Below are 25,248 nucleotides of genomic sequence, written 5' to 3' on the forward strand. Positions count from 1 at the left end.
CTTCTTCTGTCACTGCATCAAACTTGCAGGCAAACAACAGAGAGGAGCAATCATATGAAGCACTTTGACCATATCGCATTTGACGTTGATGGGACATTGGCAGATACAGAAGAAAGCGTTCTGTCATCACTTGGCCAGATTGTCCAAGAAGAAACCGGCAAAACGCTCCCCCGACACGAGCTTGAATTTGCCCTCGGCATACCCGGCAAGAACGCCCTTGAGAAACTTGGGATCTACTCACAGGCAACGCTGGATCGCTGGTGCCAAGTTGCCGCCAGCTTTAAAAGCACCATCAGCGTGTTTCCCGGCTTGCACGAAGTTATCGCGACACTCTCCGACAACGGCTGCAAACTTGGCATCGTCTCCTCACGTGCGCGCGACGAATACGCAAAAGAAATTGCACCCCTTGGCTTCGATAAGTATTTTGAGCACATCATCCTTGTCGAAGACACAACCGAACATAAACCCGCACCCGCTCCCATGCTCGAATATCTCCGGCGTACGGGCGCGAATCCTGGCAACGTCGTCTACGTTGGCGACACCGTCTACGACGAACAATGCGCAACTTCGGCAGGGGTCAGTTTTGCCAGAGCGGCATGGGGATCACACCAAGACATCCCAAACGCCACCTACAACCTCAAAACCCCCAACGACCTGTTAGCCCTAACAACCAAGTAACCCTCCCATCCCAAATTCGCAGTCCTAACGCCACAAGGGCGACGACCTCGAGTAGGTCAACCTGGGAGGGACGAGGGCTTAGCTCCCCAATCTTTCCGCAGGGGGCAAAAAGCCTCGCCGCACGAAGTGCGCAGCGAGGCTTTTTGCATGCCCGAGGACGATTGGGGAACTAAGCCCTCGTCCCTCCCCGGGATATGTAGCGAGTCGGAGTACCCTTGCTGTTACTCTGCTTTGCCCACAGAGTTGAGGTTGGTCATGCGGATCTTAACCAGCTCGGTGATCTCACGCATGCCCTCCTTGGCCGGCTTCTTGGGATCGAAGCAAGCAGGGTTCTCGGCCATGTAGGCCATGAAGCCCTTGGTGTAGGCCTGACGCAGCTCGGTGGCGTAGTTAACCTTGCAGATGCCGTTCTTCACAGCCTCGGCAACCTGCTCATCGGGCACACCGGAGGTGCCGTGCAGAACCAGCGGCACGTCGACGGCGTCGCGAATGGCCTTGACCACGGACTGCTCGATGTGCGGATCGCTCGTGTACACACCGTGGCTGGTGCCAACGCCAATTGCGAGGGAGGTGCAGCCGGTACGCTCGACGAACTCCTTGGCCTCGGCAGGATCGGTGTAGGGGCTCTCGCCCTCAACCGCGGGACCGTCGTCCTCCTTGCCGCCAACCTTACCGAGCTCAGCCTCGACAGGCACGCCCATGGCGCGGCCAGCGTCGGCGACGGACTTGGTCAGGGCGATGTTGTCCTCGAAGGACTCGTGCGAACCGTCGATCATGACAGAGGTGTAGCCCGTGCGGAAAGCCTGCATGCAGCGGTCATAGCCATCGCCGTGATCGAGGTGCAGAGCGACGGGCACGGAAGCGCGCTCGGCGGCAGCCTTGACCATGCCGTAGAAGTAGTCCAGACCAGCGGTCTTGATGGTGCCCGGGGTGGTCTGCATGATGACGGGGGACTTGGTCTCCTCGGCAGCGGCCAGAACGGCCATAACAAACTCGAGGTTCTCGACGTTGAAAGCGCCAACAGCGTAGTGGCCGGCCTGAGCGTCCTTGAGCATCTTTTCGGTGGTAACAAGTGCCATGAGCGTTTGCTCCTCTCCCTCGCCCGCATCTGGACATCGGGCGTAGTTGTTCGCAAGGCGTTTTACCTTGCGTTTTGCTGCGCCCATTGTATGAAATTCAGCGGCTTTACACGCGCGAGATATTGAGCCCATGCAGGTCAATACAGTCGTTTTTGAAAAGTAAACGGAAGGAATTTGAGCCGAGTGGACATGTTCGATATTGAATTTTAGGCGTTCAGCGTCTTTCTTTTATAGAAAAGATAAGTAATCGAAAGGTGTTTTCTTACTCAAAAAGAAAATGAACGAAAATAGAGTCAACACAATTCCTGCAAATTTAGCCGAGAATGGAGCAAGCATGGCCCAAGCCAACAACCGCGCTTTTGCCGACGAACGCCGTACCGCCATTATGGAAATGCTCGATCATAATGCCTCGGTGCAGGTAGCAGAAATCGCCCAGACCTTTGGCGTGTCCTCCGTCACCGCCCGCGCCGACCTGGACGCGCTCGCCGAAGCAGGCAAGCTGCGCCGCACGCACGGCGGTGCCGTATCACTCCACAAACGTCTGACCGTCTCCACGCAAGATCGCCGCATCAATGTCAACGTCGCCGCCAAGCAGGCCATCGCGCAAAGCGCCATCGAGTTCGTCAATGACGGCGACACGCTGCTCGTCGACTCGGGCACCACGGCGCTCGAGTTCGTCCGGCTCCTCGATCAGCGCGACGGTATCACCGTCATCACGGCCGACATTACCATTGCCGATTACATCGACGAGAGCATGCCCTCAGTCGATGTCGTCATGCTGGGCGGGGCGCTGCGCAAAGGCCATCGTTATTTGTACGGACCGCTCACTATGCAGGCGCTCCAAATGGTCCATGCCGATCTGGCCGTCATGTGCCCCGGCGCCTTTGTCCCCAGCTGCGGCTTTACGACCGACTTTCCCCAGATGGCCGAGACCAAAACGGCTATGATCGCCGCGGCCCATCAAAGCGTCGCCCTCATGGACGCCAGCAAGGTTAACGGACGCGGCATGTACCGCTTTGCCGAGCTTGCCGATGTCGACTCCATCGTGATGGACCGTGACCCCGACCATGCCGTCGCCACCTCGATCGCCGAGGCCACTGACAGCTCACGTCCAGCCCTCGTCATCGCCGGCGCTTAAACAAAAACCACCACAAAGGTGCCTGTCCCCTTTGTGGTGGTTTTGACGGTAGAAGCGAGCCGTTGTTACTTGGACAGCTCGTCGGCGAGGGCCTCGATCTGAGCGCGCGAGGCGTCGTTGAGCGAGCCCAGCACGGTCACCTTGTTCTGCGTCAGGGTGATGTCCTTCATACCCTCGAGCTCCTTGGTCATAACCTTGGCGGCAGCGGGCGCCCAGGAGCCGGCCTCAACGAGCGCCACCGTACGGTTCTGATAGGCGTGCTCGGCGAGCGTGTGGATGAAGGTGCTCATGCACGGGAAGATCTCGCCTTGATAGGTAATGGAGGCGAGCACCAGACGGTCGTAGCGGAACGCATCCTCAACGGCCTCGGCCATGTCGTCGCGAGCCAGATCAAAGACGGAGACCTTCTGGCCGCGAGCCTCGAGCGCAGATGCGAGCTCCTCGACGGCAGCCTTCAGATGGCCATACACGCTCGCATAGGCGATCGTGATGCCCTCGTCCTCGGGCTGATAGCTCGACCAGGTGTTATAGGTGTCGAGGTAGTAGCCCAGGTTCTCGGTCAGCACGGGGCCGTGGAGCGGGCAGATGATCTGGATGTCCAGGTCGGCGGCCTTCTTGAGGACGGCCTGCACGAACTTGCCGAACTTACCGACGATGCCAAAGTAGTAGCGGCGAGCCTCGCAAGCCCACCCTTCCGGATCCTCGATGTCGTTGGCGCCAAACTTGCCAAAGCCGTCGGCACTAAAGAGCACCTTGTCGGTGGACTCGTAGGAGAAGATCACCTCGGGCCAGTGAACGTTGGGGGCGCCGATAAAGGTCAGGCTGTGGCCGCCCAGGTCGAGCACATCGCCCTCTTTGACGACCATCTTGCGCTCGGGGTAGTCGGTGCCAAAGTAGTTGACCATCATGCGGAAGGCGCCCATGCTAGCCACAATCTGGGCCTGGGGATAGCGCTCCATAAAGGCGGCGATACCGGCGGAGTGATCGGGCTCCATGTGATGGACAACCAGGTAGTCGGGCGTACGGCCGTCGAGCGCGGCCTCGAGGTTGCCGAGCCATTCGTCGACAAAGCCAGCGTCAACCGAATCGGCGACAGCGATTTTATCGCCCAAGATAACATAGCTGTTGTATGCCATGCCGTTCTCGGACACGTCGTACTGGCCCTCAAACAGGTCAATGTCGTGGTCGTCGACACCGATGTAGCGGATATCCTTGGTGATCTCCATCAGGCAAAGCCTCCTAGATAGACAAAAGAGCCCGTCTATCATAGCACTCGGCAGCATTCCAACTGTTATCTGCCGGCATCCTTACCGATTGTTATTGAAATACGATAAATCGCCGTTTACCTGCGTAAACTATGAGCGTGGTATCGCCGTGCTATGTCGAATAATGAGCTGGCCGGGAATACGAATGGCAACGGTTTTGCCCGCCGTACCCGCCTCGGGAACCGCATGCTCGAATACCTCGCGTCCGCGCTGATGCAAATCGAATCGAACGGTCGTGAGCTCGTTATGCGCGACAAAATCATCGAGCGAATCGTCGACACCCACCACGCTCACGTCCTCGGGCACGCGCAGGCCGCTATCACGCAGCGCGGCAATCGCGCCATTTGCCATCTGATCGTTTGCCGCATAGATCGCCGTCATGGTGTGATCGTGCTCGGCCAGGTACCTGCCGGCCTCGTAGCCGCTGTTGGCAGACCAGTCGCCCTCGAGCGGCTCTGCCGGCTCGATGTGTTTACGCTCGAGCGCATCCTGCCAACCGGCGCGACGAAATTGCTCGTCGACCGAGAACGACGGGCCGCCGATATAGCGAATCTGCTCGTGCCCCAGCTCAAACAGGTGATCCATTAGCAAGAGCGAGCAGCCGTAATGGTCGGAATCGACCGTGGTCACGCGCGGATGCGCGTACATGGTAACGATGACCGTGCCAATGCCCGGCAACGGATCAAACGTCTCAAAGTCGGGCGCCATGCGACTCATACCGATGATGATGCCGTCCACCGGCAATGCGGCCATACGACGCGTGGCCTCGGCAAGCGAGAATTCCTCGGTCTTGGACATCTCGACCAGCGTGATGGCGCAATGATGCTCGCGAGCAGCGCTGGCGATGCCATCGATCATTGAGAGGTTGCCAAACTTGGTGACATCGTTGATGCATAGGCCGACCGAATGGTAACGGCCGTCGCGCAGCGAGCGACCGGCATAACTCGGACGAAAGCCGAGCTCTTGCATAGCGGCCTGCACGCGCTGGCGCGTCTGCTCGTTAACGTTGGGCAAGCCGTTGGCGACGCGCGAAACCGTCTGCTGCGAAACGCCAGCAGCGCGGGCGACGTCGGCCATGGAGACCGGACGCGTACCTGTATCGTTGGACGGGCGCCTTGCCACAGGATCACCTTCACCCTTGCGAGATCTGAATAGCGTGCATGCCGGCCCGGGCAGAAATACATCCCGCGCCGAGGCCCGCCATCGTCGGACGCATGCTAACGTACTCTACTTTTTCAATCCGCAACTCTTCTGCTTTATAAGTCCATACAGCAGTACCGTTCACGGCTGTATTTCTACCGATTACCAGATTCTCAAAAAGTGACAAGCGTTGTGTTATGAGTACGTTAACATAGCCCGTAACGTGCGGTATCGTGAACACTTGGTTCATGCCGCTTCAAGTTGTTAACGTACTCATAACGACGCAAAACCCACCCGGGCGCGCCAAGGAAAGGACTCCCATGACCACCCCCGACGAAAAGACACTCGCCACGCTCACCAAGCTATTTGAGGAGGAGTTTGGCCCCATCGGCGACCGCCAGGTGCTCTACGTGCACGCGCCCGGGCGTTCCGAGATCAGTGGTAATCACACCGATCACGAAGGCGGTCACGTTATCGCCGGCTCGCTCGATGTCGCTGTCGACGGCATCGCCGTGGCAACCGACTCCAACAAGATTCGCGTCGCCGACGAGGGCTATCCTACGTTTGAGATCACGCTCGATACGCTGGATGTTCAGGAGTCCGAGAAGGGCACGTCCGCAAGCCTCGTCCGCGGCATGGCGCACGAGATTGCAGCCCTTGGCGTTGAGCCCCACGGCTTCGACTTCGCCTTCACCTGCTCCGTCCCCTCGGGCGGCGGCCTTTCCAGCTCTGCCGCCGTCGAGGCCGCGTACGGTCGTGCCATGGAAACCCTCTGGGGAGCACCCGCCGTCGAGCCCGTCGCGCTCGCCCAGATGAGCCAGCGCACCGAGAACAACTATTACGGCAAGCCCTGCGGTCTGATGGACCAGGCCGCTGTGTGCCTGGGCGGCCTCGCCTACATGGACTTTGAGGACCAGGCTCAGCCTAAAACCCAGAAGCTCGAGCTCAACTTTGAGGATCACGGCTATGCGCTCGTGCTCGTTAAGGTCGGTGCCGACCACGTGGCCGCCACCGACGACTACGCCGCCGTTCCGCGCGAGATGCAGGACGTCGCTGCCGAGTTTGGCAAGGCACGCCTGTGCGAGGTAAACGTGGCGGACTTTGACGCCAAGCTCCCCGAGCTGCGTGCCAAGCTGGGCGACCGTGCCTGCCTGCGCGCCGTTCACTACTGGTACGAGAACGGCCTGGTCGACAAGCGCTGGGCAGCTCTGAACGCCGGCGACATCGACCAGTTCCTGGTCCTGACGCGCGAGTCCGGCGCCAGCTCTGCCATGTACCTGCAGAATGTTGTTGCCAAGCTGGGTTCCGAGCAGCCTTCCATGTATGCCCTGGCGCTGGCCGAGCACGTGCTCGACGGCCGCGGCGCCGTCCGTATCCACGGTGGCGGCTTTGGTGGCACCATCCAGGCCTTCGTGCCGCTCGACCTGGTCGACACCTTCATTGCCAAGATGAACGGCTGGCTGGGCGAGGGCTCTGCCCGTCACTACGCCATCTCTGACAAGGGGGCTTACGCGGCATGGCTGTAATGACTGACGTGCGCGAGGCCGCACAGAACCTGATCGAGTACGCCATCCACCGATCGATGATCGGCCAGGACGACCGCATCTGGGCATACAACACCATTTTGGAGTGCATCGGCGCTACGGGGCCCGCGCTCGATATGGCCTGGGCGCTCCAGGTTGAGAAACTCTCGCTCTTGCACCCCGATACCCTGCCCGACTTTGACCTTGAAGGCACGCTTGCCGCGCTTTCCGAGACCGCCGTTGCCAACGGTGCCGCCGAGGACACAGCATCGGGCCGCGACCGCATCGCCATGCGAATCATGGGCGTGCTCACGCCGAGGCCTTCGGTTGTAAACGAAGAGTTCAACGGACGTATGGGCGTCAACGAGCCCCGCGCCGCAACCGACTGGTTCTACGGCCTGTGCTGCGACGCCGGCTACGTGCGCCGTGCCGCCATCGCGCGCAACATCAAATGGAGCACCCCCACCAACTGGGGCGATCTTGAGATCACTATCAACCTGTCCAAGCCTGAGAAGGACCCGCGCGATATCGCCGCGGCAGGTGTAGCCAAGAACACGGGCGAGAAGTATCCCGCCTGCCAGCTCTGCATCGAAAACGAGGGCTACCCCGGACGCTCCGCCGCAGCCGACGGCGGCGCTCATCCCGCCCGTCAGAACCTGCGCGTTATTCCCATCCAGCTCGACGGCGAGCGCTGGGGTTTCCAGTACAGCCCGTATGCGTATTTTAACGAGCACTGCATTGCTATGAACTCCGAGCATCGCCCGATGCACGTGGACCGCAAGAGTTTGACCTGTCTGCTTGACTTTGTCGACCTGTTCCCGCACTACTTTATTGGCTCCAACGCCGACCTGCCTATCGTGGGCGGCTCGATCTTGTCGCACGACCACTTCCAGGGCGGCGCGCACGAGTTCCCCATGATGCACGCCGCCGAGATCTCGCAGTTTAGCGTGCCCGGATTTGATCAGGTTAGCGGTACCGTGCTGCAGTGGCCGCTCTCGGTGCTGCGCCTGCGCTCGCATGACCGCGCCCAGCTGCTCGACGCTGCCGAGAAGATTATCCTCGCCTGGCGCGAGTGGACCGATGAGTCTGTGGGCGTCATCGCGTACACAGCCGATGGCGTGGCGCACAACACCGTGACGCCCGTCATCCGCCGCGTCGACTCTCGCGGAAATGCCGGCGGCGAGATCTACGAGGCCTACCTGGCGCTTCGCTGCAATATCACGACCGACGAGCACCCGCTAGGCGTTTTCCACCCGCATGCCGAGTACCACCACATTAAGAAGGAGAACATCGGCCTGATCGAGGTCATGGGCCTGGCCATTCTGCCGCCGCGCCTGGTTCCCGAGCTTGGCGCTGTCCGTGAGCATCTGCTGGCAGCCAAGGTCGATGCCAGCTACGATCTTGCCGGTGCGCTCGAGGGCGATGATCTTTGTCGCAGCCATGCCGCGTGGGCCGAGGACGTCTTTGCTCGCCGCGCCGACGAGCTTACGGTGGATAACGCCATCGATATCCTGCACGAGGAGGTCGGCGTGGTGTTTGGCCACGTGCTCGACAACGCCGGCGTCTTTAAGTGGGACGAAGCCGGCCGCGCCGCCCAGCAGCGCTTTATCGACTCGCTGTAGAGCACAGACCCGGACGCTCAACGGCAGCCCCCACGACATAGCCACCTACACGACAACGGCGCCCGCCGGCAACATCGCCGGCGGGCGCCGTTTTCTGATGCAAGGGTAGCTAATTTGCACCAAAACAAGGAGTGTTCCAAACTGCCGGCAGAGAAGGAGCGCCCCAGGTGCCGACCTAAACCCCACATTATTCGATGGAAAAACGTGGTTTACTCCCACATTTTTCGATGGAAAGACCAAGACGGTCTTATACTAACCATGATCGTTAGGGGGCAGTATGCAGCGACAGCTAATGGACGAACTCATCGCTTGGAAATCTAGGTCAAACCGCAAGCCCCTCCTGCTTAAGGGGGCCCGCCAGACGGGAAAAACCTGGCTTCTCAACGAATTCGCAGGCCAGCAGTATCAAAACGTCATCCGTTTTGACTTTATGCTCGAACCGGGCGCACGTTCGCTGTTCGACGGAAGCCTTGACCCCAAACGCATCATCTCCCAGATAGAGCTCCTGCGCGGCCAGACCATAACGCCGACAGACACGCTCATCATCTTCGACGAAATCCAAGAGGCACCGCGTGGCATCACCTCGCTCAAATACTTCAACGAGCTGGCGCCGGAATACCATATCATGGCAGCCGGCTCCTATATGGGGCTCGCGCTCCGACGCGAAAACGAGTCGTTCCCCGTCGGCAAGATCGACCAGCTTACCATGCGCCCCATGGGGTTTGTCGAGTTCGTTCGTGCCGTCGATGGCGATCCGCTCGCAGATGCCATCCTTGCCGCAGACATGGACCTGCTGGCGAACGTTTCCGAAAAGCTCGAGCGCCTGCTCAAGGAATACCTCGTTGTCGGTGGCATGCCAGAAGTTGTCTCCGCTTTCGCCGCCTCCCACGATTTCATCGAGGCCCGCAGGCTTCAGCAGCAAATCATCGAAGCTTATGAATCCGATTTTGGCAAGCATGCGCCAGCCCGCATCGTCGAGCGCATGAGGCTGGTTTGGAAATCCCTTCCCGGCCAGCTCGCAAAGGAAAACAAGAAGTTCGTCTACGGCGCGCTTCGTCCCGGGGCGCGCGCACGCGATTTTGAGGAAAGCCTCCAGTGGCTCATGGACTATGGAATCGTTCATAAGGTACCACGTGTTTCCGCCCTAAGAGCACCGCTCACAAGCTACGAGGATCTCTCGGGCTTCAAGCTGTTCTGCATCGACACCGGCATCCTCGGAGCACTCTCCGGCCTCACGCCAGCCATTGTTCTGAACGGGCCCGCTGTTTTTACGGAGTTCAAAGGCTCGCTGACCGAGCAATACGTCGCACAGGAGCTTTTGCTCCAAGGCAAAACTCCCGCGTATTGGTCATCCTCCTCCGGCAATGCAGAGACTGACTTTGCCATCGACCATGCGGGGACCGTGCTTCCGCTCGAGGTCAAGGCAGCAGAGAATCTCAAAGCAAAGAGCCTGAGGATTGCCTGCGAGAAGTTCAAGCTCGAGCGCTGCGTGAGAACATCGTTAGCGGCATATAGAGACGAGGGCACGCTCGTCAACATTCCGCTCTGGGAGATTGGGCAAATCGACAAGCTGGCATAGGCGCTGTGGAGGGGGTGCCCCGTAAGGAGTGTCCCAAACTGCCAGCAGAAAAGGAACGTCCCTATCTGCCGCATTCCCGAAGCAAGGCAACGCCGATGTCTTGGAAACGACAGCGAGCGGGCCGCATTTGAGACAAGGTGACGCGAAACGAAAGGGCGCTGACCTTCTGGTCGCGCCCTTGAAGTTGAACGTCAGATTGTCCAAATGCGGCCCGCGCAGCGTCGGCAGGTTACGGCGTTTGGTAAAACGCCGTAACTCGACGCCGTAACCCTAAAGCTCCGTTACTTCAACGCTGTTGTAGACCTCGTCCCAGCGATCCATGACCAGGTGGCCGGTCTTGGGATCCATGGCGTTAAGCTTGCCGCAGGTATTGGCGGTCTTGAGCACCGTGACGTCGTCGGCACCAGCAGCAATCGCATGCGCAAAGCCGGCGATGGTCGAGTCGCCGGAACCCGTCGCGTTCACAGCCGCAATCGCGGGCGTCTTGGCGCGGAACGCACGGCCCTCATGGAAGCCCACCGAACCGGCAGCGCCCATCGAAACGACAACCCAGGGAATACCGGCAAAGCGGCCATCGGCGGCAAGCGCCTCGCGCAGGGCATCGACATCATCGGTCGTAAAGGACGTACCCAGCAGGCCGTTGATCTCGGTCAGGTTGGGCTTTACGAGCTCAGGCTTAGCGTCGGACTCCAGCGCGGCCTCCAGCGATGCACCCGAGGTATCGAGCAGCACCTTGGCGCCCGCCTCCTCGGCAATCTTGACCAGCTCGGCGTAGTAGCCGGCATCGACACCGCGCGGCAGCGAGCCCGAAAGCGTCACGACATCCGCCTTCGCCGCGAGCTCGGCAAACTTGGCCGTAAAGGCCTGGAGCTCGGCGGGAGCAATCTGCGGACCGCTCTCCAAAAGCTCGGTCTGATTGCCCTCGTGCAGAATATTCAGGCAAATGCGCGTCTCACCGGCGATGGGCACAAAGTCGTTCTTGACGCCATCGGCATCCATGAGCTCGGCCATATAGGCACCCATGTGTCCGCCGAGCAGACCGGTCGCGAGCACATCGTCGCCCAACTGCAGCAGCACACGGCTCACGTTGAGGCCCTTGCCGCCAGCGGTCTTTTCGGGCGTCACACGGTTCACGTCGTCGATGATCAGCTTGTCGAGCTGATAGCGCGTATCAATCGACGGGTTCATGGTAACGGTCAGAATCATGTTGAACTCCTGTTCCGGGGCACGACACGCGCGGCCCCAAACATACGATAGCTCGTTAAAGGATCTCGATCTCAAAGCCGCGGGTAACGGTCTCCCCCGGCTTGGCCACCAGGCAGCCGCGCTTGTGCTCCAGAATATCGTCCTCGTCGGAGCAGGTGGACAGGCCGCCCCACGGTTCCACGGCCACAAAGTCCCCCTCGGGCTTGCTCCACACAATCAGGTACGGCATATCGGGGAACGTCAGGCGCACGCCCTTGTCCTCGGTCTTCTTGGTCAGCGTAACCACGCGGCTCTCGAGCACGTCAAAGATGGTCTCCGCGAAGTCAAAGAGTTCGTGGGTCAGCGGCAGGTCATGGCCAACCATCGGGTTCTTGCTGCGACGCTCAACATCAATCAGGCCCGTCGAGGGAACGGCAGTACAGAGCTCGGCGGCCTCGCGCTGCTCAAAACGGAGCTCGTAGTCGTCATAGGACTCGCCCTCGTCGAGCGGGCACTTAAAGCCAGGGTGACCGCCCACAAAGAATGGCATGTCCTCGGTGCCCTCATTGGTCACCTCGTACGAAACGGCCACCTTTGCCGCATCGATCGTGTAACGAGCAACGATCTTAAACGGATACGGGTACTGCTCGAGCAACTCGGCATGGTCGGCAGAGCTTAGGCTCAGCGCAACCATGTTGTCGCTCTGCTCCTCGAGCTTCCACTCCTGTTTGCGCGCAAAGCCGTGGCGGGCGAGCTTAACCTCGCGGCCGCCCATGGTCATTGCGCGACCGTCACGAAGACCGCCGCAGATCGGGAAGCAAATAGGTGCCTGGCCCGACCACACCGCCGGATCGCCCTGCCACAGATACTCGCGACCGTCGGCCACAATTGAGGTGAACGAGCCGCCCGCCGTGCTCAGTGCTACGCGGATAGAACCGTTATCAAGAACAAACTCCATAGGAGCCTTCCCTTTCTTACGACAGCCCGCCAAGTCAATAGGGCTGATAGAAAACCGGCCCGCGCCCCCTCACAGAAACGCGAGCCGTCAACGGACTAGTTAATTACGCCGGATACCCGCTAATCATGGTACTCGCCGCGGTCCCACTTCTCCAGGAACTCGTCAAAGAAGTGCGGGTCAGCCTGAGCCTCGGCGTCGGCCTTGTTGCAGGCATCGATCTTGGCAATCAGGGCGTCGTGCTCGGGGGTCTTCTCGTAGGGCTCCTCCAGGAAGGCAAGCATGATATCGGCCATCAGGAACTCGCCGGTGATCTTGCCACCAAAGCCCACGATGTTGGCGTTGAGCTCGCGACGGGCATACAGGGCAGAGGTCATGTCGCGGACCAGGGCGCAGCGGGCGCCGGGAACCTTGTTGACGGCGTTGGTGATGCCGATGCCGGTGCCGCACAGGGCCACGCCAAAGTCGGCCTTGCCGCTGGCAACAGCCTCGCCCACGGCCTTGCCATAGATGGGATAGTGCGTACGGGTGTGGCTGTAGGTGCCGCAGTCGAGCACCTTGTAGCCAGCCTGCTCCAGGCGGTCGGCCAGATAGATCTTCTCGTCCGTAACGATATGGTCGCAACCGATTGCGATGGTCTTCTTCATCAGAACGTCCTTTCGTCTGAATTCACAAGTTGAGGTAGAAGTTCGAGTTCTCGGTGGCTCTCGTTAGGCCATCTTGTTGAGCATGTCGACACGGATCTGGTGACGGCCGCCGGCGTACTGGGCGCGCAGGAACTCGCGGGCGATCTTCTTGGCGACCTCGGTGCCCACAACGCCCGGGCCCATGGTGACCATGCGCGAGCCGTTGTGCTCGCGGGTCATGTAGGCGGAACGCTCGTCGGAAATGTTGGCGACGACCATGCCCTTAATCTTGACGGCGGCCATATAGGAGCCGACGCCGTACTTATCGAATGCGAAGCCCTGGGAATCCTTGTGCTCCAGCAGGTCCTTGGCAACGGCGGTCGCGGAATCGACAAAGTCCGCGGCAGGGGTCTCGGAATAGTCGACGACCTCGTGACCGTCAGCGATGAGCATCTCCTTGATGGACTCCTTCATCGACATACCGTCGGCATCGGAAGCGATTACAACCCTCATGACATCCTCCTTGAGAGATACGCAGCTGCGTAGTTTCTGTTTGGAAGTGTTGAATCGCGTTCAGGTCCGGGCATCTGAACGTGCGGTTCTTCACTGTTCGTGTTTATTTGAACACATTCGAACATAAACTGCAACAACTATTTGTTTATCTTTGTTCTTTTTTGAACAAATACCGTTCACGGATGATTGCTGACCGTTTGAGCCGGGCGCGGACGCAGCGACCATGTGTTCAACAAACAAAAGGGCGGCCGAGAACGTGTCTCGGCCGCCCTTCTTACAGTTGATCTTCCAAAGAACGCTTTGCCGCCTACTCAGACTGCCTGCCCTTCTTGGCGTGCTTGGACGGAGCACTCAGAAAGCGGCCCGTCAAATAGTTCGCTGGGCCGGAAATATCAATCCCCAGTAGCGTGTGTCCCAGCCACAGAAACGCCGCGAGCACCAGCAGCGGGATAACGCACGAGGTCACGATCATCACAATGACGCCTTCGATGAGATCGGTCACTTGCTGCACAATTTCATCGGTCATCTGCTTGGCGCCGCTGGTCACCGACGTGACGAGGCCCGAGGCACCGTCGGCAAGCTGCTCGAGCACGCTCTTGGACTCTGCGGACTCGGTCTTTTTCTTGCTTGTTTTGGAGCTGTCGCTATCTGCCGCACCCGCAGCGTCGGCCGCCTTTTGCTCGGCCGCCTCGATGCTCACTCGATACGTTTCGTCGACCTTTTGCGACACCCATACGCTTGCAGGCACCAAGGCCATTCCGATCATGGCGACCACCAGCACGCGAGTCGCCACGCGGCGCAGGACGGCGCTCGTGCTCCAGCGCCCGTGAATGCCGAGCGACACCGCAAAGAGCACCAGCGCAAACGGGATCAGGATGCCCAGGCCAACCGACCACAAAATGGTCAGCAAGTATTTCTCGAGGTAGAGCACGGCAAGCACGATGCCCAAGTTACCCGAAAGCTGCGCGAGCTGCTCGGCAACCGGTGTTCCCGTATCACCCGGCAGCGCGGTAATGCCCGCAGACAGCGCCACGCACGAGGTCGTGAGCGCCAGTACGTTACCTTTCTTTTGATCGATGACCTCGATGGTGGAGTCCCATGTTTTGGTATCAGCGAAATGCGGACGAGCTACAAAGCCCGACAGCAGCGCCAGTACCACGAGCGCAACGATAAAGCCAATCTGCAGCTTTTTGTTTGCGCACACGACATCGGACAGGCTGGGCTGCAGCTCGGTTACCGTCGCATGCTCGGTTATCTGGACAGGACGCCCATGAGCCATCTCGCGCGCGTCTCTTTTTTGTATTGACCCGTTATCCGGCATTTGGATACCTCCTCAGTCCGGCGTTTAATGCGAAAGGAAGTATACCCACCGAGCAAAAATCGAACGGGAAGACGAACGGAGCGCATCAAGACTATCCCCAATGACTAGTCGTTTAAGAACGTCCCCAATGACTATCTCGGGATGAGTTGCGGTGGAATAGGGATTGTTTTGTGCCCGCCGGCCCCTATTCAGTCCCTATTCCACCGCAACTTGGAGGAGGACAGAAAAAGCCCTGTCGCGGGTAGCGGCAGAGCTTTTGGAAGGGGACTTGGTTGTGAGGGCTCGTTAGGCGAGCTTGGCCTCGAGCTCGGCGATGCGCTTGTAGGCATCGATGGTAAAGCGGGTCTGCTTCTCCAGGATCATAGTGGTCATGAGGGTGTCCTGAGCGTGAGCCATGATGAAGGTCATCTCCATCTCGCCACCGCCGGCCTCCTGCGAAAGCAGTTTGGTCTGCGTGTCGTGGGCACCGATGAGCGCATCGCTGGCATCCTTGTGCAGCTGTTCGGCCTTCTCAAAGTCACCCTCGCGAGCAGCATCGAGCGCTGCAAGCAGATCGGTCTGGGCGTCACCTGCGTATGCGACGATCTCGAATCCAACCATCGAGATTTCTTCTTTGGTTGCCATATTGCGTTCCTTTCACATATGAACCAATGGAGAGCATCGCGTCCGGGCATACGCGCTGCGTTGTGTATGACAGAAACAATAACATTCAAACAAAAAAGAACAGCTCAAAACGTAATTTCGAACTATGAACGGTCACTTTTCGCCCGTGAACGGTTTTTAAACCAATCTGAACAATATCGAACACAATTAGCGGCAACCCAAACAGGCCGCACCCTAACGCAAATCGCGCACCGTATCGCCCTCTACGAGCACACCGGGAATCAGCATGTGCTCCACGCCAGACGCACCCCCATCGGCGCCGGCAATCTTGTCGACCGCCCACATGCCGACGCGCTTGTTGTCAAAGCGCACCGTGGTCAGGCGACGGTCGGGCACGATATCGCCCAGGCTGTCATCAACACCCACCACGCTCACGTCCTCGGGCACACGCCTTCCGCACGACTCGAGCCCGCGAATGCAGCCATATGCCATGGCATCGTTGGAGGCATAGATGGCAGTACAGGTCGGATCATCCGCCAGAGCCTGGCCTGCGGCATATCCGCTCTGTGCCGTCCAGTCGCCGCGCACGAGCTGCGGGGGCTCAATGCCATGCGCGCGCAATGTCTCGCGCCAGCCTTCCTCGCGCCGCATGCCCGAAAGCGAGCGCTCGGGGCATGAGATAAAGTGCACAGTCTTGTGCCCCCGCCCCAGCAAGTACTCGACAACTTGACGCGAGCAATCGAACTGGTCGTTATCGACCGTTGAACAGAGCGGGTGCTCCAGCATGGTAACGAGCACCGTCTGCATACCGGGCAGCGGCTCAAAAGTGCCAAAGTCTGCCGGCATGCGGTTCATGATCACGACCATACCGTCTACCGGCAGCGCGCTCATGCGTGACGATGCGCTCTCGAGGGTATACGGATGCCCGTCTACTTTAGTGAGGGTGATGGCATAGCCATGTTTGTCGGCCGCGGCGGCAAAGCCCTCCATACGGTCGAGGTTGCCGGTACCGGTAATGTTGAACATGGCGACGCCGACGGTCTTAAACCTGCCACGGCGCAGCGATCGACCGGCAAAATTGGGGCGATACCCCAGCTCGCGCATGGCGGCACGCACGCGTTCCTTGGTCTCAGGGCGCACGCTGGGCGAATCGTGCACGGTGCGCGAGACCGTCTGCTCCGAGACGCCCGCGAGGCGCGCTACGTCTTTGACGGATACCGATTTTTTAACAGCGGCCATAGGTCGATCTTTCTATGTCAACGATGCCATTGGTGGCACCCTACGCAGTCAAATGAAACGTCTTCAAGTATATCTAACGCCTCCCCCACCATACGCTCACCACCCAAAACCTACCGTTCACCGACATTTTTGCTTCCCCGAACGGCTTTTGTCGCCCAAATGTTAACGTTGCCATTGTGCAAACACAGAGCCACCGGGCGGCTCAAACGTTTACGCGTAAGGAATCGACGGTTCGCAGGCACAGGAACCACCGGTTCGCGTCTTTTTTTGTGTCACAAAATGGCAACGTCAACATTTTGGCAACCGAACGTCAAAAGCTACCATCGTTGCTAACCCACCGACTCTTAGGAGCATTGCATGGAGCAACTCATCGCCATCATCGAAAAGGGCCAGCCCTTTTTCAACGCGATCGCCCGCAACAAGTACCTCAAGGCGATCCGCGACGGCTTTATCTCCGTCATCCCCATCATCATCTTCTCGTCCATCTTCTGCCTGGTAGCCTCGGTCCCCAACATCTGGGGTTTCTACTGGCCCGATGACATCAACAACGCTCTGTGGAAGTGCTACAACTACTCCATGGGCATCCTGGCCATCGCCTGCGCCGCCACCACGGCCAAGCACTTCGCCGACGCTCAGAACCGCGACCTGCCCAAGAATAACCAGATTAACTTTATCTCATGCATGTGCGCGGCCATCATCGGCTTCTTGCTCCTTTCGAGCGACACGATCGCCACGGACGCCGCCAGCGGTTTCAACACCACCTACCTTGGTTCCAAGGGCCTGCTGACCGCTTTCATCGCTGCGTTTGTGACCGGCATCATCTACAAGTTCTTCATTAAGCGCAACATCACCGTCAAGATGCCCGAGCAGGTTCCGCCCAACATCTCGCAGACCTTTAAGGACATCATCCCCTTCTCCGTCTGCATCGCCGTCTTTTGGGTTTTTGACATCGTCTTCCGCGCTGCTTTTGGCTTCTGCTTTGCCCAGGGCGTCATCCAGGTGTTCCAGCCCCTGTTCACCGCTGCCGACGGCTATATCGGCCTCGCTGTGATTTACGGCGCCATGAGCCTCTTCTGGTTCGTCGGCGTCCACGGCCCCTCGATCGTCGAGCCCGCCATCGCCGCCGCTCTCGTTGCCAACATGACCGACAACCTAGCTGCGTTCCAGGCTGGCCAGCACGCTTCCGCTGTCCTGACCCAGGGTGCTCAGTACTTCGTCGTCTGCATGGGCGGCACCGGTGCCACGCTCGTCCTGGTCTTTATGTTCTGCTTCCTGGCCAAGTCCCAGGAGATGCGCGCCGTCGGTAAGGCCGCTATCGTCCCGGTCTGCTTCGCTGTCAACGAGCCGCTGCTGTTCGCCGCGCCCATCGTGCTCAACCCCGTCTTCTTTGTCCCGTTTGTCTTTGCCCCGATCGCCAACATCTGGATCCTCAAGATCTTTATCGACTTCTTGGGCATGAACGGCTTTATGTACACCCTGCCTTGGACCGTCCCCGGCCCCATCGGCACCATCATGGGCTTGGGCTTCCAGCCGCTCGCCTTTGTGATGCTCGCCATCATCCTGGTCGTCGACTTTGCGCTGTACTACCCGTTCTTCCGTGCCTATGACGCCCAGAAGTGCGCCGAGGAGGCCGAGATCTCCCAGGAGGAGCTCGCCGCCAAGAACGCCGAGAAGGCCGCCAAGCTCAACGATGCCTTCCAGGGCAAGGCTGACGCCAAGAGCGTTGCCGCCGGCGCTGCTGCCGAGGCCGTGAAGGCCGACGCCGCTCCTGCTGCCGCCGCCGAGGCTACGGCCACCAGCGACCTCAACGGCAAGCGTGTGCTCGTGCTCTGCCAGGGCGGCGGTACCTCGGGCCTGCTCGCCAACGCGCTGGCCAAGGCTGCCAAGGAGCGCGGCATCAATCTTGAGACCGCTGCCGAGGCCTATGGCAACCACGTGGATATGCTCCCCGACTTTGACCTGGTCGTCCTGGCCCCGCAGGCCGCCAGCTACCTGGCCGACCTGCAGAAGGACTGCGAGCGCGTGGGCAACAAGTGCGTCGCCTGCCGCGGCAAGCAATACATCGAGCTCTCCCAGAACGGCGATAAGTCTCTCGCCTTCGTCTCCGAGCAACTCTCGAAGTAAGTAACACTTAGGGCCAGCCGACCATCCACAGCCGGCTGGCTTTTCGATTTAGACGATTGGATCATCATGTCCGTTAACCCTGCTAGCGTCACCAACCCGCCTGCGCAGTTTCCCGAGGGCTTTGTCTTTGGCGGCGCCACTGCTGCCTACCAGGTAGAGGGCGAGACCCGCACTCACGGTAAGGGCAAGGTTGCCTGGGACGACTTCCTGGAGGCCCAGGGGCGCTTTTCCCCCGATCCCGCTTCGGACTTCTACAACCAGTACCCCGTCGACCTGAAGCTGTGCGAGGAGTTTGGTATCAACGGCATTCGCCTCTCCATCGCCTGGAGCCGCATCTTCCCCAACGGCACCGGTGAGATTAACCCCGAGGGCGTCCAGTTCTATCACGACCTTTTCGCCGAATGTCACAAGCACCACGTTGAGCCGTTTGTCACGCTGCATCACTTCGATACGCCGCTGCCCCTCTTTGAGAAGGGCGACTTCCTCAACCGCGAGACCATCGACGCCTTTGTGGACTTTGCCGCCTTCTGCTTTAAGGAGTACGCCGACCAGGTGACCTACTGGTTCACCTTTAATGAGATCTGGGCCGATGCCTCCAACACCTACATCGAGGGCACCTTCCCCGGTGGCGTCAAGGCGCATCTGGCCGAGGCCTTCCAGTGCGAGCACAACATGATGCTCGCCCACGCCAAGGCAGTACTGGCCTTCCACAACGGCGGTTTTAAGGGCAAGATCGGCGTCATCCAGTCGCTGGAGTTTAAGTACCCGCTCAACGAGAACGACCCCGCCGACATCAAAGCCGCTAATAACGAGCACGTGTTGCAGAACCAGTTCTTGCTCGACGCCACTTTGCGCGGCGACTACGCGCCTGACACCTTGGAGTGCGCCAACCGCCTGGCTGCCGTCTCGGGCGGCACCATCGAGATTCTGGACGAGGACCTCGAGATTATGCGCGAGGCCGCGCTCTACAACGACTACCTGGGCGTTAACAACTATCAGTGCCGTTTTTTGAAGGCTTACGATGGCGAGAACGACCTGCACCACAACGGTACGGGCGAGAAGGGCACCGGCCGCTGGCGCGTTAAGGGTATTGGCGAGCATGTGAACAAGCCTGGCATCCCCACCACCGACTGGGACTGGATCATCTATCCCGAGGGCCTGTTCGATCTGCTCGTCTACATTAAGCAGCGCTACCCCAACTATAAGCAGATCTTCATTACCGAAAACGGCATGGGCTACAAGGATCCCTACAAAGACGGCTTTGTGGACGACCAGCCGCGCATCGACTACATCGAGCAGCACCTGCGCTGGTTGCTCAAGGCCATGGAGGTGGGCGTCAACGTGGGCGGTTACTTCCTGTGGAGCCTGCAGGACCAGTTCTCCTGGACCAACGGATACAACAAGCGCTATGGCTTCTTCTACGTTGACTTTGAAACCCAGAAGCGCACGCCCAAGGCAAGCGCCTACTGGTATAAGCACGTAGCGCAGACCCGTCGTCTGGACTAGCGGCTTGCGGGGTTACCCGCCCACATAACCTGTCCCCATTTCTCAGCCGGGGGCGGCACGTCACACGGCGCGCCGCCCCCGGCCTTTTTGTGCAGGTCGGAAGCCGTTTGTCTCGATCTGTAACATCTAGCCGAGTTTTTGGGTCCTAGCTGTTACAGATTGAGACGAACAGGATTGCTCTTTCCGAAGAATCTAAATCTGTAACACGTAGCCCGCTTTTGACCGTCTACCTGTTACAAATCGAGACAGACGGAGTAGGACCTAACCCCGTATGTCCCTAACAGTCGAGCGTTCGACCAGCGTGCTCGGCACATGAATCGCCTCGATAGACGAGCTCTCTCCAATCGCCGCCTCAAACGCAAGCTTACCGACACCGCGCAAATCAAATCGCAGCGTCGTCAGCCGATTGTGAGGAACAAGTCCCTCGAGTGCGTCGTCGATACCAACCACGCTCACGTCGTCGGGCACGGACAGGCCCGCGTTCTCGAGCGCGGCGATAACGCCCAGCGCCATCTGGTCATTTGCCGCAAGCACGGCAGTCGGCGCCTGCGACCCGCCGGCAAGCACCTCGGCCGCAATCCGCTCGCCCATGGCGTACCCACTGTCCGCACTCCAATCGCCACGCAGCATCGGAGCGGCATCGACATGAGCACGACCCAGCGTATCGCGCCAACCGGCCTCACGAAAACGCGAGGAAATCGAGTTTTCCGGACCCGCCACAAACCGCATATTCGAGTGACCATGTTCCAGCAGATAATTGGTCAACAGCTCGCACGAACCATACTGGTCGGAGTCGATCGTCGTGCAGCGCGGATGCGCATACATGGACAGGATGACCGTTCGCACTCCCGGCTGGGGAACAAACTCCTCAAAATCGGGAGCCATGCGGTTCATGTTGAGAATCATGCCGTCGACGGGTCGCTCGACCATGCGGCGCGAGGCATCGGCAAGTGCATAGGGCTTGTCGCCGCCCATCTCGATCATAGTGACGGCAAAATCGTGCTCGCGCGCCGCTTGCATGATACCCTCGAGCGTCGCCAGGTTACCGACACGTGTGATGTTGTACATGCACAGGCCAATAGAACGATACGACCCGCCGCGCAACGCCGCTCCAGCAAAATTGGGACGAAAGCCCAGCTCTTCCATGGCGGCCAGCACACGCTTGCGCGTCTTTTCCGTCACGTTGGGCATACCGTTGACCACGCGAGACACAGTCTGGCGGCTCACGCCAGCGAGCGCCGCAACCTCTGCCGCGCTCGCCGAACGACCATTCCTTGTCTGCTGATCCATGCCTTCCACGCTAACCTGCTTCCCAACTATTCCCCGCGCCCATGGCGCATCGTACATACATTGATAACGTGCTCATGATACCCGAGCCATATACCACAACATGAAAACTTCTGTCAATCAAAACCGCTTACCGAACAAATACAACCGTTCGCGGCTGTTTGAAGTTGTTTTGTTTCTATACATCCCAGCCGGATGTTAACGTGCTCATTGTCAAATGTTCACGTGCTCATTTTGGTTCTAATCATTTTAAGATAGTGTTTATCGGGCTTTTTCACCGCTGAACGCTAACCAGGGAGCCTCCTGAGCGCAAACGCACAATATCGAACAGCGAGACGAGAGGGTGTATGCATATGTCTTTGCTAAACCGCGTACAGCAGCTGCCGAAGGGCTTTGTTTGGGGCGCCGCAACCGCCGCGTACCAAACGGAAGGTTCCACGAAGGTGGCAGGCAAGGGTAAGACCATGTGGGACGATTACCTTGTCGCCCAGGGTCGCTTTTTGCCCGACCCGGCCAGTGATTTCTACAACCGCTACGAGGAGGATATCCGCCTTTCTGCCGAGCATGGACTCAACGCCATTCGTGTGTCCATCGCCTGGACCCGCATCTTCCCCAACGGCGACGATGCCGAACCCCTCGCCGAGGGCGTTAAGCACTACCACGAGCTGTTCGCCTGCTGCAAAAAGTATGGCGTCGAGCCCTATGTGTCCCTGCATCACTTTGACTCCCCCGCCGCCCTGTTCAACCAGGGCGACTGGCTCAACCGCAAGACCGTCGACGCCTATGTGCGCTATGCCGAGTTCTGCTTCCGCGAGTTCCGCGAGGTCAAGAATTGGTTCACCATCAACGAGCTCATCAGCCTCTCGCACTCCCAATACATCCAAGGCAACTTCCCGCCCAACCATCACTTTGATGTGACGAGCGGCATCCAGAGCCAGCACAACGAGCTCGTTGCCCACGCCCGCGCCGTCAACCTGTATAAGGATCTTGACGAGACCGAGCACCTGGGCGGACGCATTGGCATGGTCAACGTCCTGACGCCGGCATATCCTGCCACCGACTCGCCCGCCGACCAGCACGCCGCCGACCTGTACAACGCCTTCTACACCGACTTCATCATGGACGGCGCCTTCCTGGGTCACTACTCCGCGCGCACCCTCTCACTCATCAACGAGATTCTGCGTGCCAACAACGCCACACTTACGGTTGAGGACAGCGACATGGAGGAGCTCGCCAAGGCGGCGCCCCGCAACGATATGTTCGGCCTCAACTACTATCAGTCGGCGTTTATCGCCGCCTACGATGGCGAGTCAACCAACAGCTTTAACGGCACCGGAGACAAGGGCACCTCGTGCTTTAAGTTTAAGGGCGTCGGGCAGCAGGTCGATATGCCGGGTATCCCCACCACCGACTGGGATTGGCTCATCTACCCGCAAGGCCTCTACGACACGCTCAAGCACATCAGCGCCACCTATCCCAACCTCCCCGTCATCTATATCACCGAAAACGGCCTGGGCCACAAGGACCCCGAGCCCGACGCAAACGGCATCGTCGCCGATCCCGAGCGCATCGACTTTGTCGACCAGCACATGGAGAAGGTGCTCCAGGCGCGCGCCGAGGGCGTCGACGTTCAGGGCTACTTTATCTGGAGCCTGCAGGACCAGTTCTCGTGGGCCAATGGCTATAACAAGCGCTACGGCCTGTTCTACATCGACTTCGACACGCAAAAACGCCACATCAAGCAGTCGGCACTCTGGTACAAGGAGCTCGCCGACACTATGGCGGACGCGCAGTAGCGCATCGCCTCGCTTTCCCCCGAGAAGGGAGCGGCCCTATGCGATACAAACCCAGCCGCTCCCCTCTCTCCCCCTGGGACCGGCCCCGCCTGCACCCGGGCTTTTAGCAAGCGGGAGACCATATAGGTTTTCAACGTCCATGCCATTAAGATTTCATGCAAAGAGGAGCGTGAACTATGGAATCGATCGTTAAGTTCTTGGAGAAAGGTCAGCCGTACTTCGACAAGGTCTCTAAGAACATCTACCTTCAGGCCATTAAAGACGGCTTTTTGGCAGCAATGCCCATCATCCTGTCTTCTTCTGTCTTCCTGCTTATTTCGACCCTGCCGGGCGTTGTCGCCACGGTCGGCGGCTTTACGCTGCCCGACTGGTGGAACGTCGACGTCGTGAACTTCTGCAACAAGGTTTACAACTTCACGATGGGCGTCGTGGGCATCATGGTCGCCGGCACCACCGCAAGCGCGCTGACCGGCTCCAAGAACCGCCGCATGCCTGCCGGCAAGGCCATCAACGCCACGAGCACCATGGTCGCCGCCATGTGCGCTATGCTCATCTTGGCCGTTACCCAGACGAGTGCCAAGATCGACGGCGCCGATGTCTCGGTGTTCTTTACCGACAACATGGGCACCAAGGGCCTGCTGAGCTCCTTTGTCGCCGCATTTGCCACGGTCAACATCTATGCCTTCTGCATTAAGCGAGACATCACCATCAAGCTGCCCAAAGAAGTCCCCGGCGCCATCGCCCAGAACTTCCGCGACATCTTCGCCTTCAGCTTCTCCATCCTGTTTGTCGCCGTCATCGACGTTATCTGCCGCACCTGCTTGGCCGTCCCGTTTGCCAACGTCATCTCCACGCTGGTGAGCCCGCTGTTCGCCGCTGCCGATTCCTACGCCGGCCTCGCCCTCATCTGGTTCATGATCCCGCTGTTCTGGTTCATGGGCATCCACGGCCCCTCAGTCGTTAAGCCTGCCCTCAACGCCGCGCTGTTTGGCAACATCACCACCAACCTCGCCACGCTGCAGGCCGGCGGTCACCCCGCCCTCGCCCTGACCGAAAACTTCGGTAACTACATCGGCGAACTCGGCGGCACCGGCGCCACGTTCATTGTCCCGATTATCTTCCTGCTCTTTATGCGCTCCAAGCAGCTCAAGGCCGTCGGCAAAGCCTCTGTCGTGCCCGTGATGTTCGCCGTCAACGAGCCGCTGCTGTTCGCCGCGCCCATCATCCTCAACCCGTACTTCCTGATCCCGTTCCTGTTTGCCCCCGTGGCCAACGTCCTCATTGGTAAGTTCTTCATCGACTTTTTGGGCATGAACGGCTTTATCTATGCCATGCCGTGGGCACTCCCCGGACCGATCGGCACCTTCATCGACACCAACTTCCAGCCGATCTCTCTGGTCCTGGTTGTCGTCCTGCTGGTCGTTGACTTCTTGATCTACTACCCGTTCTGCAAGGCCTACGACAACGTCCTGTGCAAGCAGGAGGCCGAGACCCTGGCCGAAGAAGAGGCCGAGGAGACCAAGGCCGTCAAGACCGCTGCCGCCCCCGCCGTTGAGGCTCCTGTTGTCGAGACCGCTTCTGCCACCGAGGCCTCCGCAGCTCCGTCCGCCCTTAAGGGCAAGGATCTGAGGGTTCTGGTTCTGTGCGCTGGCGCCGGCACCTCTGCACTGCTCGCCAACGCGCTTAAGGAAGGCGCCGACGAGCTGGGCATCGACATTACCGCCAACGCCGGTGCCTACGGCAGCCACTACGCCATCATGGACCAGTACAACGTCATCGTCCTGGCTCCGCAGGTTCGCACCTATTACAACGAGATGAAGGCCGACACCGACCGCCTGGGCATCACGCTGCTGTCGCCCAAGGGCAAACAGTACATCGACCTCACTAAGGATCCCAAGGGCGCCGTCGCCTGGATCGAGGAAAACCTCGAGGCATAAGACGCTGACACCACCTGCCGCTTGCAGACAATAAATGGCCCGTGCATCGATGTGTGATGCGCGGGCCATTTTGTTTAGACCGCACCCGTCCTCCTGTTCATCTCAATCTGTAACATCTAGCCGAGTTTTTCG

20 protein-coding genes are annotated in these 25,248 nt (G+C 59.3%); 9 read left to right on the top strand and 11 right to left on the bottom strand.

The window, feature by feature from the left end:
• Positions 1-54: 54 nt before the first annotated feature.
• Positions 55-678: an HAD family hydrolase gene (locus LK493_RS07680; protein ID WP_227790635.1), complete on the top strand. Its 624-nt coding sequence runs from the start codon at positions 55-57 to the stop codon at positions 676-678.
• A 221-nt stretch (positions 679-899) separates the two neighbouring features.
• Here the strand turns inward: LK493_RS07680 and LK493_RS07685 are convergent, their stop codons facing one another.
• Positions 900-1,757, bottom strand: a complete 858-nt coding sequence (locus LK493_RS07685; RefSeq protein WP_022095149.1) for a class II fructose-bisphosphate aldolase — start codon at positions 1,755-1,757, stop codon at positions 900-902.
• Between the two features lie 334 nt (positions 1,758-2,091).
• Here LK493_RS07685 and LK493_RS07690 point away from each other — a divergent pair, with 334 nt between their 5' ends.
• Positions 2,092-2,895 carry a DeoR/GlpR family DNA-binding transcription regulator gene (locus LK493_RS07690; protein ID WP_227790636.1) on the top strand — a complete coding sequence of 268 codons (804 nt, stop codon included), beginning with the start codon at positions 2,092-2,094 and terminating at the stop codon, positions 2,893-2,895.
• 65 nt (positions 2,896-2,960) lie between these two features.
• Here the strand turns inward: LK493_RS07690 and LK493_RS07695 are convergent, their stop codons facing one another.
• Positions 2,961-4,121, bottom strand: coding sequence for an FprA family A-type flavoprotein (locus LK493_RS07695; RefSeq protein ID WP_227790637.1), 1,161 nt, complete (start codon positions 4,119-4,121; stop codon positions 2,961-2,963).
• Between the two features lie 129 nt (positions 4,122-4,250).
• Complete coding sequence (locus LK493_RS07700; RefSeq protein WP_227790655.1) at positions 4,251-5,237, bottom strand: LacI family DNA-binding transcriptional regulator; 987 nt, start codon at positions 5,235-5,237, stop codon at positions 4,251-4,253.
• 383 nt (positions 5,238-5,620) lie between these two features.
• Here LK493_RS07700 and LK493_RS07705 point away from each other — a divergent pair, with 383 nt between their 5' ends.
• The 3 genes from LK493_RS07705 to LK493_RS07715 all read left to right on the top strand — a co-directional run bounded on the left by LK493_RS07705 (position 5,621) and on the right by LK493_RS07715 (position 10,024).
• The gene (locus tag LK493_RS07705; protein WP_227790638.1) at positions 5,621-6,826 is read left to right on the top strand and encodes a galactokinase; all 1,206 of its coding nucleotides are present in this window, start codon (positions 5,621-5,623) and stop codon (positions 6,824-6,826) included.
• The gene (locus LK493_RS07710) at positions 6,817-8,445 is read left to right on the top strand and encodes a UDP-glucose--hexose-1-phosphate uridylyltransferase (RefSeq protein ID WP_227790639.1); all 1,629 of its coding nucleotides are present in this window, start codon (positions 6,817-6,819) and stop codon (positions 8,443-8,445) included. Before LK493_RS07705 ends, LK493_RS07710 begins: the two co-directional genes overlap by 10 nt.
• Positions 8,446-8,722: 277 nt before the next feature.
• Complete coding sequence (locus tag LK493_RS07715) at positions 8,723-10,024, top strand: ATP-binding protein (RefSeq protein WP_227790640.1); 1,302 nt, start codon at positions 8,723-8,725, stop codon at positions 10,022-10,024.
• 270 nt (positions 10,025-10,294) lie between these two features.
• Here the strand turns inward: LK493_RS07715 and LK493_RS07720 are convergent, their stop codons facing one another.
• The 7 genes from LK493_RS07720 to LK493_RS07750 form a co-directional block, all read right to left on the bottom strand.
• A complete protein-coding gene (locus LK493_RS07720) occupies positions 10,295-11,230 on the bottom strand; it encodes a hexose kinase (protein ID WP_227790641.1) in 936 nt (311 codons plus the stop codon).
• Between the two features lie 55 nt (positions 11,231-11,285).
• Positions 11,286-12,167 carry an aldose 1-epimerase family protein gene (locus LK493_RS07725; RefSeq protein WP_227790642.1) on the bottom strand — a complete coding sequence of 294 codons (882 nt, stop codon included), beginning with the start codon at positions 12,165-12,167 and terminating at the stop codon, positions 11,286-11,288.
• Positions 12,168-12,286: 119 nt separating this feature from the next.
• Positions 12,287-12,811 carry a galactose-6-phosphate isomerase subunit LacB gene (lacB, locus tag LK493_RS07730; protein WP_006234831.1) on the bottom strand — a complete coding sequence of 175 codons (525 nt, stop codon included), beginning with the start codon at positions 12,809-12,811 and terminating at the stop codon, positions 12,287-12,289.
• Between the two features lie 63 nt (positions 12,812-12,874).
• Positions 12,875-13,303, bottom strand: coding sequence for a galactose-6-phosphate isomerase subunit LacA (gene lacA / locus LK493_RS07735; protein WP_006234830.1), 429 nt, complete (start codon positions 13,301-13,303; stop codon positions 12,875-12,877).
• Positions 13,304-13,610: 307 nt separating this feature from the next.
• A complete protein-coding gene (locus LK493_RS07740) occupies positions 13,611-14,582 on the bottom strand; it encodes a hypothetical protein (protein WP_227790643.1) in 972 nt (323 codons plus the stop codon).
• A gap of 327 nt (positions 14,583-14,909) precedes the next feature.
• Entirely contained in the window at positions 14,910-15,248 is a 339-nt protein-coding gene (locus tag LK493_RS07745; protein WP_006234827.1) for a PTS lactose/cellobiose transporter subunit IIA, read from the bottom strand.
• A 213-nt stretch (positions 15,249-15,461) separates the two neighbouring features.
• Complete coding sequence (locus LK493_RS07750) at positions 15,462-16,466, bottom strand: LacI family DNA-binding transcriptional regulator (protein ID WP_227790644.1); 1,005 nt, start codon at positions 16,464-16,466, stop codon at positions 15,462-15,464.
• 357 nt (positions 16,467-16,823) lie between these two features.
• Between LK493_RS07750 and LK493_RS07755 the strand changes: the two genes are divergently transcribed.
• Both LK493_RS07755 and lacG (LK493_RS07760) read left to right on the top strand, forming a co-directional pair.
• Positions 16,824-18,590 carry a lactose/cellobiose PTS transporter subunit IIB gene (locus LK493_RS07755; protein ID WP_227790645.1) on the top strand — a complete coding sequence of 589 codons (1,767 nt, stop codon included), beginning with the start codon at positions 16,824-16,826 and terminating at the stop codon, positions 18,588-18,590.
• 66 nt (positions 18,591-18,656) lie between these two features.
• Positions 18,657-20,096: a 6-phospho-beta-galactosidase gene (lacG, locus tag LK493_RS07760; RefSeq protein WP_227790646.1), complete on the top strand. Its 1,440-nt coding sequence runs from the start codon at positions 18,657-18,659 to the stop codon at positions 20,094-20,096.
• A 261-nt stretch (positions 20,097-20,357) separates the two neighbouring features.
• Here the strand turns inward: lacG (LK493_RS07760) and LK493_RS07765 are convergent, their stop codons facing one another.
• Entirely contained in the window at positions 20,358-21,386 is a 1,029-nt protein-coding gene (locus LK493_RS07765) for a LacI family DNA-binding transcriptional regulator (protein ID WP_040358938.1), read from the bottom strand.
• Between the two features lie 350 nt (positions 21,387-21,736).
• Between LK493_RS07765 and lacG (LK493_RS07770) the strand changes: the two genes are divergently transcribed.
• Both lacG (LK493_RS07770) and LK493_RS07775 read left to right on the top strand, forming a co-directional pair.
• Positions 21,737-23,179 (top strand): 6-phospho-beta-galactosidase, encoded by a 1,443-nt coding sequence (gene lacG, locus LK493_RS07770; RefSeq protein WP_321573279.1) that lies wholly within the window; start codon positions 21,737-21,739, stop codon positions 23,177-23,179.
• Between the two features lie 176 nt (positions 23,180-23,355).
• Entirely contained in the window at positions 23,356-25,116 is a 1,761-nt protein-coding gene (locus tag LK493_RS07775; protein ID WP_022094682.1) for a PTS lactose transporter subunit IIBC, read from the top strand.
• The last annotated feature ends 132 nt before the right edge of the window (positions 25,117-25,248 follow it).

It is taken from the genome of Collinsella aerofaciens (assembly GCF_020709435.1).
Lineage (GTDB): Bacteria > Actinomycetota > Coriobacteriia > Coriobacteriales > Coriobacteriaceae > Collinsella > Collinsella aerofaciens_AU.

Bases quoted from the DNA above. Each gene is read 5' to 3' on its own strand.
- lacG (WP_227790646.1), top strand. From the start codon at position 18,657: ATGTCCGTTAACCCTGCTAGCGTCACCAACCCGCCTGCGCAGTTTCCC.
- LK493_RS07695 (WP_227790637.1), bottom strand. From the start codon at position 4,121: ATGGAGATCACCAAGGATATCCGCTACATCGGTGTCGACGACCACGAC.
- LK493_RS07715 (WP_227790640.1), top strand. From the start codon at position 8,723: ATGCAGCGACAGCTAATGGACGAACTCATCGCTTGGAAATCTAGGTCA.
- LK493_RS07725 (WP_227790642.1), bottom strand. From the start codon at position 12,167: ATGGAGTTTGTTCTTGATAACGGTTCTATCCGCGTAGCACTGAGCACG.
- LK493_RS07745 (WP_006234827.1), bottom strand. From the start codon at position 15,248: ATGGCAACCAAAGAAGAAATCTCGATGGTTGGATTCGAGATCGTCGCA.
- LK493_RS07680 (WP_227790635.1), top strand. From the start codon at position 55: ATGAAGCACTTTGACCATATCGCATTTGACGTTGATGGGACATTGGCA.
- LK493_RS07700 (WP_227790655.1), bottom strand. From the start codon at position 5,237: ATGGCCGACGTCGCCCGCGCTGCTGGCGTTTCGCAGCAGACGGTTTCG.
- LK493_RS07765 (WP_040358938.1), bottom strand. From the start codon at position 21,386: ATGGATCAGCAGACAAGGAATGGTCGTTCGGCGAGCGCGGCAGAGGTT.
- lacA (WP_006234830.1), bottom strand. From the start codon at position 13,303: ATGAGGGTTGTAATCGCTTCCGATGCCGACGGTATGTCGATGAAGGAG.
- LK493_RS07750 (WP_227790644.1), bottom strand. From the start codon at position 16,466: ATGGCCGCTGTTAAAAAATCGGTATCCGTCAAAGACGTAGCGCGCCTC.
- lacB (WP_006234831.1), bottom strand. From the start codon at position 12,811: ATGAAGAAGACCATCGCAATCGGTTGCGACCATATCGTTACGGACGAG.
- LK493_RS07740 (WP_227790643.1), bottom strand. From the start codon at position 14,582: ATGGCTCATGGGCGTCCTGTCCAGATAACCGAGCATGCGACGGTAACC.
- LK493_RS07705 (WP_227790638.1), top strand. From the start codon at position 5,621: ATGACCACCCCCGACGAAAAGACACTCGCCACGCTCACCAAGCTATTT.
- LK493_RS07720 (WP_227790641.1), bottom strand. From the start codon at position 11,230: ATGATTCTGACCGTTACCATGAACCCGTCGATTGATACGCGCTATCAG.
- LK493_RS07710 (WP_227790639.1), top strand. From the start codon at position 6,817: ATGGCTGTAATGACTGACGTGCGCGAGGCCGCACAGAACCTGATCGAG.
- LK493_RS07775 (WP_022094682.1), top strand. From the start codon at position 23,356: ATGGAATCGATCGTTAAGTTCTTGGAGAAAGGTCAGCCGTACTTCGAC.
- lacG (WP_321573279.1), top strand. From the start codon at position 21,737: ATGTCTTTGCTAAACCGCGTACAGCAGCTGCCGAAGGGCTTTGTTTGG.
- LK493_RS07690 (WP_227790636.1), top strand. From the start codon at position 2,092: ATGGCCCAAGCCAACAACCGCGCTTTTGCCGACGAACGCCGTACCGCC.
- LK493_RS07685 (WP_022095149.1), bottom strand. From the start codon at position 1,757: ATGGCACTTGTTACCACCGAAAAGATGCTCAAGGACGCTCAGGCCGGC.
- LK493_RS07755 (WP_227790645.1), top strand. From the start codon at position 16,824: ATGGAGCAACTCATCGCCATCATCGAAAAGGGCCAGCCCTTTTTCAAC.